At 56.8% G+C, this 17,710-nt stretch carries 20 protein-coding genes; 5 read left to right on the forward strand and 15 right to left on the reverse strand.

Translation table 11 applies throughout. The features are described from left to right. Nucleotides 1–27 precede the first annotated feature (27 nt). The 4 genes from HWX34_RS12310 to smpB form a co-directional block, all read right to left on the reverse strand. The gene (locus HWX34_RS12310) at nt 28–396 is read right to left on the reverse strand and encodes a 50S ribosome-binding protein YggL (protein ID WP_178972517.1); all 369 of its coding nucleotides are present in this window, start codon (nt 394–396) and stop codon (nt 28–30) included. Nucleotides 397–628: 232 nt separating this feature from the next. Beyond that, complete coding sequence (gene guaA, locus HWX34_RS12315; RefSeq protein ID WP_178972518.1) at nt 629–2,206, reverse strand: glutamine-hydrolyzing GMP synthase; 1,578 nt, start codon at nt 2,204–2,206, stop codon at nt 629–631. Nucleotides 2,207–2,271: 65 nt separating this feature from the next. Further along, nucleotides 2,272–2,628 (reverse strand): hypothetical protein, encoded by a 357-nt coding sequence (locus HWX34_RS12320; protein ID WP_178972519.1) that lies wholly within the window; start codon nt 2,626–2,628, stop codon nt 2,272–2,274. After that, a complete protein-coding gene (smpB, locus tag HWX34_RS12325; protein ID WP_045847417.1) occupies nt 2,625–3,080 on the reverse strand; it encodes an SsrA-binding protein SmpB in 456 nt (151 codons plus the stop codon). Before smpB ends, HWX34_RS12320 begins: the two co-directional genes overlap by 4 nt. 178 nt (nt 3,081–3,258) lie before the next feature. Between smpB and HWX34_RS12330 the strand changes: the two genes are divergently transcribed. Then, the gene (locus HWX34_RS12330) at nt 3,259–3,696 is read left to right on the forward strand and encodes a type II toxin-antitoxin system RatA family toxin (protein ID WP_178972520.1); all 438 of its coding nucleotides are present in this window, start codon (nt 3,259–3,261) and stop codon (nt 3,694–3,696) included. Then, a complete protein-coding gene (locus HWX34_RS12335) occupies nt 3,689–3,994 on the forward strand; it encodes an RnfH family protein (RefSeq protein WP_178972521.1) in 306 nt (101 codons plus the stop codon). The genes HWX34_RS12330 and HWX34_RS12335 overlap by 8 nt, the downstream gene beginning before the upstream one ends. Nucleotides 3,995–4,031: 37 nt before the next feature. On the opposite strand, the gene HWX34_RS12340 is transcribed toward HWX34_RS12335, so the two are convergent. From HWX34_RS12340 to HWX34_RS12360, 5 genes are all read right to left on the reverse strand, one after another. Next, a complete protein-coding gene (locus tag HWX34_RS12340) occupies nt 4,032–5,825 on the reverse strand; it encodes a GGDEF domain-containing protein (protein WP_178972522.1) in 1,794 nt (597 codons plus the stop codon). Nucleotides 5,826–5,901: 76 nt separating this feature from the next. Beyond that, nucleotides 5,902–6,192: a cell division protein FtsB gene (ftsB, locus tag HWX34_RS12345; protein ID WP_045847413.1), complete on the reverse strand. Its 291-nt coding sequence runs from the start codon at nt 6,190–6,192 to the stop codon at nt 5,902–5,904. 10 nt (nt 6,193–6,202) lie between these two features. Next, a complete protein-coding gene (gene eno, locus HWX34_RS12350; RefSeq protein ID WP_045847412.1) occupies nt 6,203–7,486 on the reverse strand; it encodes a phosphopyruvate hydratase in 1,284 nt (427 codons plus the stop codon). 105 nt (nt 7,487–7,591) lie between these two features. Next, nucleotides 7,592–8,443 (reverse strand): 3-deoxy-8-phosphooctulonate synthase, encoded by an 852-nt coding sequence (gene kdsA, locus HWX34_RS12355; RefSeq protein ID WP_178972523.1) that lies wholly within the window; start codon nt 8,441–8,443, stop codon nt 7,592–7,594. Nucleotides 8,444–8,445: 2 nt separating this feature from the next. Then, nucleotides 8,446–10,086, reverse strand: coding sequence for a CTP synthase (locus HWX34_RS12360; RefSeq protein ID WP_045847410.1), 1,641 nt, complete (start codon nt 10,084–10,086; stop codon nt 8,446–8,448). Nucleotides 10,087–10,354: 268 nt separating this feature from the next. On the opposite strand from HWX34_RS12360, the gene rpmB reads away from it, so the two are divergent. The 3 genes from rpmB (at nt 10,355) to HWX34_RS12375 (ending at nt 11,709) form a co-directional block, all read left to right on the forward strand. Then, a complete protein-coding gene (rpmB, locus tag HWX34_RS12365) occupies nt 10,355–10,588 on the forward strand; it encodes a 50S ribosomal protein L28 (RefSeq protein ID WP_011137003.1) in 234 nt (77 codons plus the stop codon). 34 nt (nt 10,589–10,622) lie between these two features. Beyond that, entirely contained in the window at nt 10,623–10,778 is a 156-nt protein-coding gene (gene rpmG / locus HWX34_RS12370) for a 50S ribosomal protein L33 (protein WP_028453358.1), read from the forward strand. Nucleotides 10,779–10,995: 217 nt separating this feature from the next. Continuing rightward, nucleotides 10,996–11,709, forward strand: a complete 714-nt coding sequence (locus tag HWX34_RS12375; protein ID WP_178972524.1) for a type 1 glutamine amidotransferase — start codon at nt 10,996–10,998, stop codon at nt 11,707–11,709. A 16-nt stretch (nt 11,710–11,725) separates the two neighbouring features. Here the strand turns inward: HWX34_RS12375 and HWX34_RS12380 are convergent, their stop codons facing one another. From HWX34_RS12380 to cheZ, 6 genes are read right to left on the reverse strand one after another with little or no spacing between them, the layout of a single operon-like run. After that, nucleotides 11,726–12,577: a uracil-DNA glycosylase family protein gene (locus HWX34_RS12380; RefSeq protein WP_178972525.1), complete on the reverse strand. Its 852-nt coding sequence runs from the start codon at nt 12,575–12,577 to the stop codon at nt 11,726–11,728. Further along, a complete protein-coding gene (gene rimI / locus HWX34_RS12385; protein WP_178972526.1) occupies nt 12,574–13,011 on the reverse strand; it encodes a ribosomal protein S18-alanine N-acetyltransferase in 438 nt (145 codons plus the stop codon). Before rimI ends, HWX34_RS12380 begins: the two co-directional genes overlap by 4 nt. Then, on the reverse strand, nt 13,008–13,676 hold the full coding sequence (gene tsaB / locus HWX34_RS12390) for a tRNA (adenosine(37)-N6)-threonylcarbamoyltransferase complex dimerization subunit type 1 TsaB (RefSeq protein WP_178972527.1): 669 nt from the start codon (nt 13,674–13,676) through the stop codon (nt 13,008–13,010). Before tsaB ends, rimI begins: the two co-directional genes overlap by 4 nt. 32 nt (nt 13,677–13,708) lie before the next feature. After that, nucleotides 13,709–14,932 (reverse strand): EAL and HDOD domain-containing protein, encoded by a 1,224-nt coding sequence (locus HWX34_RS12395; RefSeq protein WP_178972528.1) that lies wholly within the window; start codon nt 14,930–14,932, stop codon nt 13,709–13,711. A gap of 24 nt (nt 14,933–14,956) precedes the next feature. Further along, nucleotides 14,957–16,858: a chemotaxis protein CheA gene (locus HWX34_RS12400; RefSeq protein ID WP_178972529.1), complete on the reverse strand. Its 1,902-nt coding sequence runs from the start codon at nt 16,856–16,858 to the stop codon at nt 14,957–14,959. Between the two features lie 43 nt (nt 16,859–16,901). Continuing rightward, complete coding sequence (cheZ, locus tag HWX34_RS12405) at nt 16,902–17,642, reverse strand: protein phosphatase CheZ (RefSeq protein ID WP_178972530.1); 741 nt, start codon at nt 17,640–17,642, stop codon at nt 16,902–16,904. Nucleotides 17,643–17,710 lie beyond the last annotated feature (68 nt).

Below are 17,710 nucleotides of genomic sequence, written 5' to 3' on the forward strand. Positions count from 1 at the left end.
GTTTACGGGTTCAGGGCTGGCAATGTTTCAGACTGCCTCAAACCAGCTGTCGTCATGCCAGGCATCCAGCAGTTCGCTGACCACCGCTCTGACAACGGCAGGATAGGCACTGACCCAGGCGTGCAGGCTGTCCCGTTGCGCCAGCGTGACACTACCGCTGGCATAGGTGGTCAGGAAGCCGCTGTTTTCATCACCACCGTAAGTCAGCCCCAGAGCCTCAACGTGTTCAATCAGGGCTGCAACATACTGTTCCCGTGCGGCTTTATCCATAGGTGCAGCAAATTGCACGGACAAGGTAAAACCGAACTCGGTGAATTCACCTGCGTGGTGTTTCTTGCGCTGGCGGCGGTTCCAGTTGGCAAGGCGGCGACGGGATGGGATGACGAGATAGTTCATTATTGACCTTTAATGATGGCCAGGCCGCTATCTGTGGCACCGGCAAAATGCAATGATGGGCCGATTATAAAGAAAAAGCCCGGTTTCCCGGGCCTTTAGATGGCAGGCTTGCTGTCCACATTCTGTCCAAGCAGCTTGGTCAGCAAAGCGATTTAGAGCAAAATTTTTCAGAACCTTAGCACTCAACAAAAATTGATTGAGTGGTGTTTAACTGTTTGATATTAAACTGATTTTATTCCCACTCAATCGTTGCCGGCGGTTTGCCCGACACATCGTAAACCACGCGGTTGATGCCGCGTACTTCGTTGATGATGCGGTTGGACGCGCGGCCCAGCAGGGAATACGGCAGTTCTGCCCAGTGGGCGGTCATGAAGTCGCTGGTGACGACGGCACGCAGGGCAACCACGTAGTCGTAGGTGCGGCCATCGCCCATCACGCCAACGGATTTGACCGGCAGGAACACCGCGAAGGCTTGGCTGGTGAGGTCGTACCAGTTTTTGCCGGTTTTCTCGTCCACGGTATTGCGCAGTTCCTCAATGAAAATGGCGTCGGCCTGGCGCAGCAGGTCGGCGTATTCCATTTTCACTTCGCCCAGGATACGCACACCCAGGCCCGGGCCCGGGAAGGGGTGACGGTACACCATGTCGTGCGGCAGGCCCAGCGCCACGCCCAGTTGACGCACTTCGTCCTTGAATAGCTCGCGCAGCGGTTCCAGCAGCTTGAGGTTCATGTCTTCCGGCAGGCCGCCCACATTGTGGTGGCTCTTGATGGTGTGGGCCTTTTTGGTCTTGGCACCGGCGGACTCGATCACGTCCGGGTAGATGGTGCCCTGGGCCAGCCACTTGGCATTGGTCAGCTTGTTGGATTCAGCCTGGAATACTTCCACGAATTCGCCGCCGATGATTTTGCGTTTCTTTTCCGGATCGGTTTCGCCAGCCAGTTTGCTCATGAACTGTTCGGTGGCATCCACGTGGATGACCTTTACGCCCAGGTTCTGCGCAAACATTTCCATCACCATCTTGCCTTCGTTCAGGCGCAACAGGCCGTGATCAACGAAAACGCAGGTCAGTTGCGGGCCGATGGCACGGTGAATCAGCGCAGCGGCAACAGAGCTGTCCACGCCGCCGGACAGGCCGAGGATGACTTCTTCATCACCGACTTGTTCACGGATTTTCTTCACCGCTTCGTCGATGTAGTTGGGCATGGTCCAGCTGGGAATGGCACCTGCCACGTGCAGCACAAAGCGATGGATCATTTCGGTGCCGCGCTTGGTGTGGGTGACTTCCGGGTGGAACTGCACGCCGTAGAAGCCGCGGTCTTCATCGGCCATGGCGGCGATGGGGCAGGACGGGGTTTCGGCAATTACATGGAAGCCGGCTGGCAGGGCGGTCACCTTGTCGCCATGGCTCATCCACACGTCCAGGAAGCCGTTGCCGGCGTCGTCAACGTGGTCTTGCAGGCCTTCCAGCAGTTTGGAGTGGTGACGGGCCTGGATCTGGGCGTAGCCGAATTCACGTTTGTCGCCAGCTTCCACTTTGCCGCCCAGGCTTTGCGCCATGAACTGCATGCCGTAGCAGATGCCCAGTACCGGGATGCCCAGTTCGAACAGCGCCGGGTCCGCCTGGTAGTCGGATTCGTATACCGAGTTGGGGCCGCCGGACAGGATGATGGCTTTGGGGCCGAATGCACGGATTTCTTCAATCGGCATGTCAAACGAATGAAGCTCACAGTAGACGTGAGCTTCGCGTACGCGGCGGGCAATCAACTGGGTAACTTGAGAGCCGAAGTCGAGAATGAGGATCTTGTCCATGCCTGTCCTTGGTAGGTTCCGTTGGCCCGTGGGCCTGTCGTTCAATGAGTAAATGGTTTGCCGTTTCAGCGCAGGTCCTGCTGATCCGGCAGGGAGCGCCAGCGTGCGCTGCGCTCCGGTATTCGGTCGCTACGCGACAGCAGCATCAGCAGACCGGCCAGTACCATGCCCAGCGACAACAGATGACTCAAGTGTAGTCCCATATTGTCACGCAGGTAGATGGCGACGCCGGCATAGATCAGCAGCGGGCAGCTGACCAGGGTGGATTTGTTCAGCCCGTCCAGCAGGCCCAGTAGCACGCCAGCAATGAGGAGCAAGAGTGCCAGCAAGGTGCTGGTGCTGGGCAGCAGCGCTGTGCTTTTCAGAAACCAGACTGCACCCAGGCAAATCAGTGCGATGGGGAGTGCCGCACTTTTTTTCATGCACCACCTCGCTGGTTTTTCATCAGGCGCTGTTTCTCACGCTGCCATTCGCGGTCTTTTTCCGAGTCACGCTTGTCGTGCAGCTTCTTGCCCTTGGCCAGTCCTACCTGGGCCTTGATATTGCCTTTGCTGTAATGCAGGTCCAGCGCCATCATGGTGTAGCCGGCACGCTCCACCTTGCCGATGAAACGGTTGATTTCAGATTGCGACATCAAGAGTTTACGCGGGCGGACCGGGTCTGGCTTGACGTGGGTTGAGGCCGACTGCAGGGCGGTGATATGGCAGCCTATCAGCCAGAATGCGCCGTTTTTCCAGTCGATATAGCTTTCTTTCAGCTGGATGCGTCCGGCACGGATGGCCTTGACCTCCCACCCTTCCAGCACAAGCCCGGCCTCGAGTTCTTCCTCGATGAAGTAGTCATGGAAGGCTTTGCGGTTCTGGATGATGCTCATGCGCCTGAGGTTTCCGTGGCATTGAATGGGAATCGGCTATTCTAACAGAAGCTGGCCGCAGGCCAAAATTCCTGAAAATCAGCGGCTTGTCTGTTGCATGAAGGCTGGGCCGGACAGGGAGGATGGCTTTTGGTAAACTGCGGGGCTTGAACCATTTTGCACAGTGTGCGCTTGTCCCATGCAGGTTGTTGAAAAGAAAGTTCTGGTTGCCCATACCCCGGCGCAAATGTTTGCGCTGGTGGACAAGGTGGAGAATTACCCGCGTTTCCTGCCCTGGTGTGCCAAGGCGGAGGAGCACTCACGCGAGGGTGATCAGCAGGTGGCCAGCCTGCATATTGATTACCTGAAAATCCGCCAGCATTTCACCACGCGCAATACCCTGCGTGACGGGGAAAGTATCCTGATGGAACTGGTGGAAGGGCCTTTCCAGCATTTGCAGGGTTTGTGGCAGTTTACGCCGCTGGGTGATTTCGGCTGCAAGGTGGAGTTCAGCTTGCGTTACGAATTTTCCAGCAAGATTCTGGAAAAAGTGATCGGCCCGGTGTTTGGCCATATTTCCGGCACGCTGGTGGATGCTTTCATCAAACATGCCGACAAGGTGTACGGCAATGACTGAGCGGATTACGGTAGAGGTAGCCTGTGCCTTGCCGCAGCGGCAGTGCCTCATGTCGCTGGAGGTGGATACGGGGTGTACCGCCGCCGAGGCGGTGCAGCAATCCGGGATTCTGGCGCAGTTTTCCATGATAGACAGCAACAATCTCAAGCTGGGTATTTTCAGCAAGGCCATCAAGCCGGAGACAGTACTGCGGGCCGGGGACCGGGTGGAGATTTATCGCCCCTTGCAGGCGGATCCGAAGGCTGTACGGCGGCAGCGGGCGGAAGCAGGCAAGGGGATGAGCAAGGGCGGAGAGTGATAAAAAACCGGGGATAGCCCCGGTTTTTTGTTATCGTTCAGATCATCCTGTCCGGTTCGGCAGAGATGACGCGGTTCTTGCCGCTGATTTTGGCTTGATACATGGCCTGGTCGGCACGTTCGATTACTTCGATGTCCTGTTCTCCCAGGTGCCATTTGGCAATGCCGGCACTAAAGGTGATGACCAGCCGGTCGTTATTGGCCATGAAGAAGGTGCGTGTGAGCTCGCGCTGCAGACGTTGTACCGTGTCGATGGCTTCATCCACCGGGGTGTCCGGCATCAGGAGGACGAATTCTTCCCCGCCAAAACGCGCGACAATATCAGCAGGACGCATATTGTGCTTCATCACGTCCACCAGGTATTTCAGGGCATCATCCCCGGTCAGGTGGCCGTAGCGGTCGTTCAGTTGCTTGAAGTTGTCGACGTCGATCAGCGCGACGCTCAGGTCGCTGTTGGTGCGTTCGGCACGGCTGATTTCCCGTTGGAAGTGTTCGGCCAGGCCACGACGGTTGTAGGCACCGGTCAACTGGTCTTCCTTGACCTTGGCGCTGGCGGCTTCCAGTGCGCTTTCCAGCTCGGTGATGCGTTGCTCGGCAGCTTCTACCTGCTCACGCGCCGACAGCAGTTCGTCGCGGGAGCGGGTGAGGTCCAGCTGCATCAGTGAAGTGTCTTCCATCAGCGCGGCTACCACACTGCCAAGTTCTTCCACATTGCTGGTATTTTTCAGCTTTTCACTGTGTTTGCTGATCTTGCTGTGGAAGTCGTCGGTCGAGTCCGTCATCTGCGCCAGGCGCGAAATGAAGTGGTCAAGCAAGGTGCGCAAAGAGCTGGTGGCTTCATCCAGTGTGCTCTTGAGCATGCCTTGTTTGCGGATCACTTCCTTCAGGCTGGTTTCCAGCTGATAAACCTGCTGCATGGACAGCGGCTGGTGCGACAGGACTTCCTGCAAGGAATGGACTTGGCCAACCAGATAGTCATCTGAGCGATTGATTTCAGCCACATTGTCCAGCAGCAGGCGCAGCAGGTTGGTCAGGCCGGATACCAGACGGCCTTCTTGCTGGGTTTGCAGTTCCAGTTTCAGCATGAAGCTGCGCAGCTTGGGCATGTAGATGTTCAGGCTGGCATCATCACTTACCTGATCAAGCTCGCGAATCAGTGCTTCCAGTGACTCACACATTTCCGGCATGCTGATCAGGCGCGGTTCCAGGCCGTGCTTGAGGGCAAAGGCCAGGGTGCGTTGCCAAAGCGGCCAGCTGTTGCTGTTGCTGGCTGGCTGGCTGGTGGATTGGGCCGGGGAGTCCGTCAGAGCGTCACCCGCGTCCAGTACCTCAATGGGGTCGCGCTGACTGGCGGGCGCACTCCAGTTGCGTACCAGGGCTGATAGCTTGAGATTGAGTTCTTCCGGCTGATTGCCGAAGTTGATCAGCACCCGTTCCAGTGCCGCTTGCTTGTGATGCTGGGGCAGATCAGGCAGGCGCAAGTCCCAGCTGCGGATCAGGTTCTGGATCAGGCTGCCCCAGGGTTGGGACAGGTTGGTCTGGCTGAGTGCCAGCTTGAGAAAATCGATGGCCAGCTGCGGCAGCAGTTCCCAACGCGATTCGTCGGTGGCCTGCTTGATGCGCAGCAGCAGTGTCTTGGTTTGGGGCGATTCGGCCGGAATGGTTTCCAGCGCACGCAATAGCTGGGTGCCCAGCTTGTTGTCGCGCTCAATGGGTGTTTGCGTGAGCTCGTGGTAGACGCGCTCGAAATTTTCCGGTGTTGGTAGCAGTTTGCGCAGACTCAGCTGTTTGAGCGTTTCCCGTGCAACCTCTATCGGATTTTGTGTTGTCATTGACCAAACCCTGGAAGTTTTGTAGCCAGCCATAGTTATTCTTAGTTCAGGAAGGTGACGGTTTGGACTGGCTTAGTCAATGTTTTGTCGCAGTCGCCGGATCCAGTAATTGGAAAAATACCTCACCATTGCGAATCATACCAAGTTCGTTACGTGCTCTCTCTTCAATTGCATCGGTTCCTTGCTTCAGGTCACGAACTTCGGCATCCAGGGCTGCGTTACGGGCTATCAGCTTTTGGGTGACAGCCCGCTGTTCCTGCAGTTGCTTGTCCAGCTGCCAGACCCTGAGCCAGCTCCCCTTGCCAAACCACAAGGGCCATTGCAAGGCGATCAGCAGGGTTACCAGTGTCAGGGTCAGCCAGCGCATGGATTCAAGCTTACTTCAGATGGTAGAAAGCGGCACGACCCGGGAACCAGGCGGCATCACCCAGTTCTTCTTCGATACGCAGCAGCTGGTTGTACTTGGCCATGCGGTCGGAGCGGGACAGGGAGCCGGTCTTGATCTGCATGCAGTTGGTGGCAACGGCAAGGTCGGCAATGGTGCTGTCTTCGGTTTCGCCGGAACGATGACTCATGACGCTGGTATAGCTGGAGCGCTTGGCCAGGTCAACCGCTTTCAGGGTTTCGGACAGGGTGCCGATCTGGTTTACCTTCACCAGCAGCGAATTGCAGATACCGGCTTCGATGCCCTTGGCCAGGATCTTCGGGTTGGTGACGAATACGTCGTCGCCCACCAGCTGGATGCGCTTGCCCAGGCGGTCGGTCAGGATCTTCCAGCCTTCCCAGTCGTGCTCGCTCATGCCATCTTCGATGGAGATGATCGGGTAGTTGTTGACCAGGGTTTCCAGGTAGTCGGCAAACTGCTCGGAAGTCAGTTGCAGGCCTTCGGCGGTCAGATGGTACTTGCCATCCTTGTAGAATTCGGAGGAGGCGCAGTCCAGTGCCAGCATCACGTCCTGGCCCGGTACGTAACCGGCAGCGTCGATGGCTTCCAGGATGAGCTTGATAGCATCTTCGTGGCTGGCCAGGTTCGGGGCAAAACCACCTTCATCACCTACGGTGGTGGCGTAACCCTTGGCATCGCACAGCTTTTTCAGGTTGTGGAACACTTCGGCACCACAGCGCAGGGCTTCGCGGAAGGTTTGTGCGCCCACCGGCATGATCATGAATTCCTGGATGTCCAGGGTGTTGTTGGCGTGCGCACCGCCGTTGATCACGTTCATCATCGGAAGCGGCAGGGCCATCGGGCCGGCACCACCCAGGTAGCGGTACAGCGGCAGGCCGGCATCTTCAGCAGCAGCGCGGGCAACGGCCATGGAAACGGCCAGCATGGCGTTGGCACCCAGGCGGGACTTGGTTTCGGTGCCGTCCAGTTCGATCAGGGTCTTGTCGATGAAGGCCTGGTCGGCGGCGTCGAGGCCGATGATGGCTTCACAGATTTCGGTATTGATGTTTTCAACAGCTTTCAGCACGCCCTTGCCCAGGTAGCGGCTCTTGTCGCCGTCACGCAGTTCCAGTGCTTCCTTCTCGCCGGTGGAGGCACCGCTCGGTACGGCTGCACGGCCCATGACGCCGGATTCCAGCAGTACATCGGCTTCAACAGTCGGATTACCACGGGAGTCGAGAATCTCGCGGGCTACTACGTCAATGATCGAACTCATACTTGTCCCCTTCAATTGCATTGCTTGGTTAACCGTATCACTGTCAGCCCGCCATGTTGGCGGGCTGAAGAATGCTTGCTACCACAACTCGGACTGCAACAAGACTCAGAGTGAATGCTCTGGCCAGCCGCCTTGCTTGACCATACGGTCCAGCTGCTGCAGCGTGGCCAGCAGTTCTTTCATCCGCCCCAGCGGCCAGGCGTTCGGGCCATCGGACTTGGCGCAAGCCGGGTTGGGGTGGGTTTCCATGAAAATACCGGCGATACCGGCGGCAACGGCAGCACGCGCCAGGACCGGTACGAATTCGCGCTGACCACCAGAAGAGCTTCCCTGGCCACCTGGCAGCTGCACCGAGTGGGTGGCGTCATACACAACAGGACAGTTGGTTTCGCGCATGATCATCAACGAGCGCATGTCGGATACCAGATTGTTGTAGCCGAACGATACGCCACGTTCGCAGGCCATGAAACTGTCCTCGGCCAAGCCGGCTTCCTTGGCAGCTGCACGGGCTTTGTCGATGACATTTTTCATATCGCCTGGGGCAAGAAACTGTCCCTTCTTGATGTTGACCGGCTTGCCGCATTGGGCCACGGCGCGGATGAAGTCAGTCTGGCGGCACAGGAAAGCTGGTGTCTGCAGTACATCCACCACGCTGGCAACCTGGGCGATTTCACTCTCGGCATGCACATCGGTCAAGACCGGAACGCCGATCTGGCGTTTTACTTCGTCCAGAATGCGCAGGCCTTCATCAATGCCAAAACCACGGAAGGAGTTGCCGGAGGAGCGGTTGGCCTTGTCGTAGCTCGACTTGTAGATGAAGTTGATGCCCAGTTCGCTGGTGATTTCCTTCAACTGACCAGCGGTGTCCAGTGCCATCTGTTCGCTTTCGATGACGCAGGGGCCTGCAATCAGGAACAGAGGCTGGTTCAGGCCGACTTCGAATCCGCACAGTTTCATGCTTATTTCCCTTGCTTTTCAGCCTTATAGTCGATGGCTGCCTGCACATAGGCCTTGAACAACGGATGGCCATCGCGCGGGGTAGAGGTGAATTCCGGGTGGAACTGGCAAGCGAAGAACCAGCGGTGGTCTTTCAACTCGATGGTTTCCACCAGCTTTTCATGACCGGCGGAGCGGCCGGAAATGGTCAGGCCGGCTGCTTCCAGGCGTTGTACGTAGTAATTGTTCACTTCGTAGCGGTGACGATGGCGCTCGACGATGTCGGTAGAGCCATATACACGTGCTGCCAGCGAGCCTTCTACCAGATCACAGTGCTGACCGCCCAGGCGCATGGTGCCGCCCATATTGGAGTTCTCGTCGCGCTTTTCGATCTTGCCGTCGTGATTGACCCATTCGTCGATCAGTGCCACTACCGGGTAGTCGGTGTCCAGGTCGAATTCGGTGGAGTTGGCACCGGCAAGGCCGGCCACATCACGCGCATATTCGATCAATGCAATCTGCATGCCCAGGCAGATACCCATGTAAGGGATGTTGTTCTCGCGGGCAAATTTCACGGCCTTGATCTTGCCTTCCACGCCGCGCTTGCCAAAGCCGCCTGGCACCAGGATGGCGTCCATGTCCTTCAGCGATTCGGCGCCGTCACGCTCGATGTCTTCGGAGTCAACGTAGATGATGTTGACATCGGAGCGGGTGTGAATGCCGGCGTGCTTCAGCGCTTCAGACAGCGACTTGTAGGATTCGGTCAGATCAACATACTTGCCTACCATGGCGATGTTGACGGTTTGTTCCGGATGCTCGATGGCGTCGATGATGCCAGCCCATACCGACAGGTCAGCCGGCGGGATGTCCAGCTGCATGTGCTCGGTGATGATGTCGTCAATGCCTTGTTCGTGCAGCATGGCCGGGACCTTGTAGATGGAGTCCGAGTCATAGCAGCCGATGACGGCGTTTTCTTCGACATTACAGAACAGGGCGATCTTGCGTTTTTCGTCAGCCGGCAGTTCGCGGTCCATGCGGCACAGCAAGATGTCCGGCTGGATGCCGATTTCACGCAGCTCTTTTACCGAGTGCTGAGTCGGCTTGGTCTTGATTTCACCTGCGGTGGCAATGAACGGTACGTAGGACAAATGCACGTACATGGTGTTCTTGCGGCCCAGGTTGGACCGCATCTGGCGGATGGCTTCCAGGAAGGGCAGGGATTCGATATCACCCACGGTGCCGCCGATTTCGACGATGGCCACGTCGGCATCGCCCGCGCCTTCATGAACCTTGTGCTTGATTTCGTCGGTGATGTGCGGGATTACCTGCACGGTACCACCCAGGTAGTCGCCACGGCGCTCCTTGGTGATCACGGATTCGTAAACCTGACCAGTGGTGAAGTTGTTGCTCTTCTTCATCTTGGATTTGATGAAGCGCTCATAGTGGCCAAGGTCGAGGTCGGTTTCGGCGCCGTCTTCCGTCACGAATACTTCACCGTGCTGGAAGGGGCTCATGGTGCCCGGGTCGACGTTGATGTACGGGTCGAGCTTCAGCATGGTGACTTTCAGCCCGCGCGACTCAAGAATGGCAGCAATGGACGCAGCGGCAATGCCCTTCCCAAGGGAAGACACCACACCGCCGGTTACGAAGATATACTTGGTCATGGAATTACGGCTCTATGGGAATCCGGGATTTTAACCTGAAATCGCTTGGATTTGAACCGCCATGGCACGGCTTGTTGCAACAATGAATGCAACACTTGTCTCGTCTGATTTCAGCTTGTACTCGCCAGTTTGTGGTAATTCCGTTACAATGCGCCCCGACTGTTTCATATACGAGATCGTGCTTTCCACGGAAAGTGCGCATCATGCTTGAATCGCTGGCTTTTTTCATGGTATAAAGCCAGCTTTTACCGGTTTTGGGAGTGTTAACATGGCGCGTGTTTGCAAAGTCACCGGCAAACGTCCGATGACCGGGAACAATGTTTCCCACGCCAACAACAAGACGAAACGTCGTTTCCTGCCGAACTTGCAGTACCGCAAGTTCTGGGTAGAAAGCGAAAACCGCTGGGTGCGCCTGCGCGTATCCAACGCTGCACTGCGTACTATCGATAAAGTTGGTATCGATGTAGTGCTGGCAGATCTGCGCGCTCGTGGCGAGATCTAAGCGGTCCTCTAGATAGCGACAGATAGGTAATACAATGCGCGATAAAATCAAGCTTGAATCCACCGCCGGCACTGGCCACTTCTACACTACTACGAAGAACAAGCGCACGATGCCGGAAAAAATGGAGATCAAAAAATTTGATCCCGTTGCCCGTAAACACGTTATCTACAAGGAAACCAAGCTGAAGTAAGCTTGATTTTCGGTAACGTCGAAGAGCCCTTCTCTGGTGCACGGAGAAGGGTTTTTTATTGCCTGTCTTTTGTGCACAACCGCTTTTCTCTTCCTGCTTTATTCTTTTTTTGATCAAATAAATTTACAAAATTTGATATTGTTGGGCTATATTTTCCTTCTCTATCGCTTTGTGATCATTTTTACGGATCCAAGCCAGATTGTGCAAAGGAATAGCCATGAAGCCCATTGCCATCATTCAGCATGTTGCGCTGGATGGTCCCGAGTATTTTCTTGATTATCTGAATCGTTCTGATATCCCATCGCATATTTTCAGGGTCTATGCCGGTGATGCCTTGCCACCGGATGTCCGTGACTATGCCGGTGTGGCTAGTTTTGGCGGGCCGATGAGTGTGCGTGATGTGGCGGATCATCCGTGGATCCTGCCTGAGATTGAATTTTTACGCGGCGCTGTCGCGGCAGACGTTCCGGTGATTGGTCACTGTCTGGGTGGGCAGTTATTGGCATTGGCACTCGGTGCCGAGGTCAGCAAGGCAGAGATTCCTGAAATCGGCTGGATAGATTTGCAGCCAGCGGCTGCGGATGTTGTCGGGGAGTGGTTTGGCGATAGACAGGTCCTGCGCGTGTTTCAGTGGCACAGCGATACCTTTGCCTTGCCTGAGGGGGCCTGTTTGTTGGCCAGCAGCGCCTACTGCCCCAACCAGGCGTTTTTGTATGGCGGAAAGCATCTGGGCATGCAGTTCCACTGTGAAGTGAAAGCACCGATGATTCGCAAATGGTTGCAGGTGGGGTATCAGGAAATTGACGGACATGATTTGCCCAGTGTGATGTCTGTCGACGCGATTGATGCTTCTCTGGACGCAGGCATGACGCAAAGTCACGCCCAGGCGGATGCCATCTATCGGCGCTGGCTGCGCGAAGTGTATGGCTGAATGCTACCTGGCAGGCTCAGGCAGTTTGGGTCAGGCGGGAGAACTGCTGCTTGGCCAGCACCATGTCCTGCCATGCCTTGGCCTTGTCAGGCAGATTGCGTAGCAGATAAGCAGGGTGATAGGTGGCAATCAGCGGTATGCCTTGATACTGGTGTACCTGACCGCGCAGTTTGCCAATCGCCTGTTCGCTTTGCAGCAGGGTTTGAACGGCAAAGCGCCCCAAGGCCACAATCAGCACCGGTCGTACGTGCTGAATCTGCTGTTGCAGATAGCCCTGACATGCCAGGATTTCTTCCGGTGCCGGGTTGCGGTTACCCGGTGGGCGGCATTTAAGGACATTGGCAATGTAGACATCACGGTCTCGGTCCAGTCCGGCGGCCGCCAGCATATTATCCAGCAGTTGTCCGGCCTTGCCGACAAAGGGCTCGCCTTGTCTGTCCTCATGTTCCCCCGGTGCTTCGCCAATCAGCATCCAGCGCGCCTGGGGATTGCCACGGCCAAAGACGGTCTGGGTGCGCGTGCGGCACAGGGTGCAGCGTTCGCAATTGGCAACGGTTTGTTCCAGTTGCTCCCAGCTGGGAATTTGGCCGATCGGGCTGGCGACAGCGGGGAGTACTGTAGTGGCTGGTGATACTGGCTGCGGCTTGTCCTTCTCCGACGCCAGGATCGGTGCGGCAGGCTGTACTGCGGGGGCTGTGGCTGTTGCAGTGCTTGCCGGTTGGTGTAGCTCGGCAATGGCTTGGTCGTGGTGGGCCTGTATCAGCGCCTGTCTGGAAATTTCAGCAGGATGATCGGCAAACCAGCCCTCGCGCGATTCCCAGATGGGGCCAAGGCCAATGGCTTGCTGGATGAAACGGCTGCGATTCATAGCACGGCCTCCATCAGAATCGCATGTTCGCGTTCGCCATTGGTGCTGGAGTAGTAGTTTTTGCGCACGCCGATCTCCTGAAAACCGCAGTTGCTATACAGTTTGCGGGCAGGGTGATTGCTGGCGCGAACTTCCAGAAACAATTTGTGGCAGCCATGTTGTTTCAGGTCTTGCATCAGGCCGCTTAGCAGGACAAAACCCAATCCCCGGCCTTGTTGCCCGGCCGCAATAAAGATATTGAGCAACTCCGCTTCGTCCAGCAGCGGCATGACCACGGCACAGCCAAGGGCTTGTTGCTCCAGGCCATAAAACACATGCCCTGCCTGGATGGAATCCTGGTAATGGCGTGTGCTCCAGCCATGGGCCGTGGCTGACGCTTCCAGTTGTGCCAGCTGTTCGGCATCGACAGCTTGCTGGCGCAGCACCTGGCTCATCCCTTCAACGCCTGTTGTTCAAGCGAGGTGAGTGCCACCTTGTTACGCACGTACAGCAACTCGGCTTCTCTGGGGTGTTGCTGCGGGTAGCGACCAGACAGGGCAAGCTCAATATGCGCGCGGGCATCGGCACGTAGAATGCCGGTGTGTCGTGTGCTGCCGCGCTGTGCAGGCAACAGTGCCGGGTAATTGGTGAAGCCATCGCCTGCCAGCAGGGTGATGCCATCTGGCAAGGTGACATCTTGCGGGTCTTGCAGGGTGATGGGGGTCAGACGCTGCCATGCAGGGCCAGTCTGGTAGCTGGCGCAGTATACCTGCTGCATGCGAGCATCCAGGCAAACCAGCACCTGGTCAGCAGCGCTTTGCTGGGCCACTGCATCCAGTGTCGGAATGCCGATGAGTGGTAGCCCGGCAGAAAATGCCAGCCCCTGTGCCAGCCCGCAAGCAATGCGCAGGCCGGTGAAGGAGCCCGGCCCCTGGCCATAGACGATGGCATCCAGATCGGTCAACGCAATATCAGCCTGTTGCAGCAGTCGCTGGATTTCCGGCAGCGTGCGTTCTGCATGCTTTTGCCCCATCTCCTCATGGAAATTCAGTAACTGATTATCCAGGCTGAGGGCAAGAGACAAATAACTGCTGGAGGTGTCTATGGCTAACAGTTTCATCGCGATGTGCTGACCGGCTGAAGGGCTGGCAATTATAAGCCCAGATCCTCCACCCAAGCGAGTGCGGCAACGTGGGACTGGTTGAGTTGTTCCGGACTCAGGCCCAATTGCTGACACAGCGCATCCACACCGTTGAGCTGGCCATCTTCGCAAGACTGGGTCAGTTGCAGCAATATGCCCATCCTGCCCTTGTGTGCGGCCAGGGCTTCAATGATGCAAACCGGCAATTGCAGATGTTCCAGAATGGCGTTCATCGGCATGTCAAACAACACGTCCAGCAGGCTGAACATACCGACAATGAACAGGTTGTCGCAGTCATCCGGGCTCATGCCCAGCTCTGCACCCAACAGCTCCATCAGGCGGCCGCGCGTGACGGCTGTCTTTTGCAGCGCCGGTGGTGCACGACCGTCGTCAGATGCGGTCACCAGCAACAGGGTGAGCCAGCGGTACAGCTTTTTGTAACCCAGTACCGTGACGGCGTGAGAGAAGGAGCTGATGGTTGTGTTCAGACCGGCAGCCGCCGAATTGACATAGCGCAGCAGCTTGTAAGACAGGGCAACATCGCGCTTCAGGATTTGTTCCACCTGTCGCAGGTCGGCATCCATCCGCAGCAAGTTAAGCAGCTCCAGCGCATTGCTGAAAGTAGGGTGAATCACCTTGGCAGACAGGGTTTCCGGCTTGGCAAAGTAATAACCCTGGAAGCCATCCATGCCCAGTTCTTTGCACAGATGATATTGCTCATGGGTTTCCACGCGCTCGGCAATGCGAATCACCGGATAGCTGCGCAAACGTGCAGCCAGTACCTGGAAGTGGTTGGGGTCGCGATTCTGGATATCCAGCTTCACGTAGTTGGCAAATTCCAGAAACGCAGCGGATTGTGCTTCAAAACTGAAATCATCCAGTGCAATGCCAAAACCCAGCGAACGCAAGTGGCGGGCGCGCGACAACAGTTCACTGGAAGGTGAAATATTCGGCGCGATGTCCAGAATGATGCGCCGTGGTGGCAGCAACTCCAGAAAATCGCTGGTCAGCATGGCTTCGCCAACATTGATGAAAGCCAGCTTGTTGCCGATCAGCCAACTGGTACCCATATTGTTCAGGGTATTGACCAGCACGTCGGTGTCAGCTTGCAGCTCGCTGTGTGGGCCGACGGAACTGGCTTCCTTGCTTGCACGAAAAAGCAGCTCATACCCGATGAGCTGCTGGTTGCGGTTGAGAACCGTTTGCCTTCCGATGAAGGCGCATTGAGTGGTCATTAAAGCTTGCCAGTCTTGGTTTTTTTATACGGAAATCAGCTCCGAGGTTCTGACTTGGCCATTGGTGCCGTCGCTGGAACTTAGCAGGTCTTCCATATCCAGCACCAGAACCACCGAACCATCGCCAGACAGGGTGGCACCGGCCACGCCCTTCGGACGAATGTTCTGCAGCGGCTTGATGACCACATCGTCACGACCGACAAAGGAGTCGATGGCCAGGATGAAAGACTTCTCGGCCGATTGCATCAGTACGCCAAAATAGGGCTTCTGGGTAGGTTCCCAGCCTAGCAGGCCAGCCAGAGTACGCAGCGGCAGGATTTCATCTCGCACCACGATGGTGGGCTTGCCCGATACTTCCTGGATGGCGTTCGGGTCGATGGTGATGATTTCGCGCACCATGGCCAGCGGTACGGCAAACGGCTGGTTGCAGGCACGCACCACCAGTACCGGCAGAATGGCTAGCGTCAGCGGCAGCGAAATGCTGATGCGGGTGCCTTCGCCCGGCAGCGAATTGATGTCGATGCGACCATTGAGCTTCTGGATATTGGTACGTACCACGTCCATGCCCACGCCACGACCGGACACGCTGGAGATCTGGTCCTTGGTGGAGAAGCCCGGCATGAAGATGAGCTGCAGGCATTGCTTCTCGTCCAGACCATTGGCGGTTTCCTGATCAATCAGGCCTTTTTCGATGGCCTTGCGACGCAGGGCGTCAGGGTTCATGCCTTTGCCGTCGTCGGTGATTTCGATCTGGATGTGATCGCCCACCTGTTCGGCAGTCAGCTGGATCAGCGATTGCGGCTTCTTGCCCGCAGCAATACGTTCTTCCGGCGACTCGACACCATGGTCAACCGCATTGCGCACCAGGTGAACCAGCGGATCGTTAAGGTCTTCGATCATGGTCTTGTCCAGCTCGGTTTCTTCACCGGACAGCACCAGTTCGACTTCCTTGCCCAGTTGGCGGGCCAGGTCACGTGCCAAACGCGGGTATTTCTGGAACAAGCGGCCAATAGGCTGCATGCGGGTTTTCATCACCGCGTTTTGCAGGTCGCCCACCAGCAGGTCCAGCTGGCTGATGGCTTCATCCAGCGAACGCAGGGTGTTGCCGTCGCGATTGCCCTGCAGGATTTCCGTACGCAGGGTGGTCAGGCGGTTCTTGGTCAGGCCGATTTCGCCGGACAGGTTCAACACCATGTCCAGTCGAACCGTGTCAATACGAATGGTGTTTTCTTGCGGGCCGCTGCTGTTGCCTGCGCTGCTTGGTTGTTTGTTGGCAACCGGTTTGGCTGCCGGCTTGGCCACCGGCAGGTGCTCGGCAGCGGTCATCAGTTCGTGGGCCGGGGCGGCGGCGGGGGCTGCAGCCACAGGCGCGGCAGGTGCTGCCGCCGGACTTGTGCTGGCGGCGGCTGCTTGCGGCACGATGGCCTGGTGCAGTGCATTCCAGTCCGGACCGTCCGCTGCGACCGGTGCGGCAGTGGCAGGGCTGCTGACGGCCGCGGGGGCAGGCACTTCTGCACCTGCTTTGGTCGGGGTCTGGCCTGCCAGAACGGCATCCAGGGCGTTCAGCACGTCTGCATCTGCCTCGGCAACCATCAGTCCCTGGCCCAGTGTGCCGAACATGTCACGCACGATACCTGTGGCATCCAGAATGACGTCCATCACTTCCGGCGTGATGTGCAGCTCGCCATTACGCAGTTTGTCGAACAGGTTTTCCGTGCGATGGCACAGGTTGACCATGGGGCCGACGTTCAGAAAGCCGGCACCACCCTTGATGGTATGAAATCCCCGGAAAATGTCGTTGAGCAATGCCTTGTCTTCAGGACGCTTTTCCAGTTCCACCAGCTTGTTGTCCACGTCGGACAAGAGGTCGGTGGATTCCATCAGGAAGTCTTGTAGCAGTTCTTCCATGCCGCCAAAATCGCTCATATTCTCACCCCGCTTATGCCGCTTACACGTTCACCGCTATTGTTCAGAAGCCCAGGCTTTCCAGCAGGTCATCAACCTGCTGTTGGCTGGAAACCACGTCTGTCCTGCCTTCCGGATTGATTACCGGTCCATTGAGCAGGTTATTGTCCAGGCCTGCCTTTTTCGAGTCCGGCGAGAACTCGATCAGGAAGGTTACCAGTTCCTGTTCAAGTATATGCACCATGTCCATCATTTTCTTGATGACTTGGCCGGTTAAATCCTGAAAGTCTTGCGCCATCACAATTTCCAGCAACTGGGCATTGGTGGCTTGCGTCTGTTTGGGCACCTGTCCAAGGTACTGGCGCGTGTCTTCGGCAAGATTCTTGAATTCGGCAATGGACAGTTTATTGGCGTACAGCTGTTCCCAACGGGCCTGCAAGGCCAGGGCCCGGCTTTCTATCTCGTCCTGATAGGGCTTGGCCAGATCGGTAGCATTCAGCACGCGTTCGGCAGCACTCTCGGTGAGTGAAGCGATATAACCCAGGCGATCCTTGGCATCAGGAATCGCATCAGCCACCTTTTCCAGTGACTTGTCATAGCCCAGATCGCGCAAGGCATCGTGCATCTTGCGGGTCAGCAGGCCAATCTGCTCATACATCACGGCAGGGCTCGGTTCCGCAGCGTTTACCACTGTGTCGGCTGGGCTGCTGGCGCTGTCAGCTTCTTTTTGCTGACTGGCGGCAATGCTGTCGAACAGTGCTTCCAGATCCGGGGAATCTCCACTTTCCAGAATGTGATCCGGCACGATAGCCTCTCCTCAGTACTGACCAGGCAAGTGTGTTTGCTCTGCTTGTTGGTTTTACTTATTCATGT

It is taken from the genome of Aquitalea sp. LB_tupeE (assembly GCF_013391415.1).
Taxonomy (GTDB): domain Bacteria; phylum Pseudomonadota; class Gammaproteobacteria; order Burkholderiales; family Chromobacteriaceae; genus Aquitalea.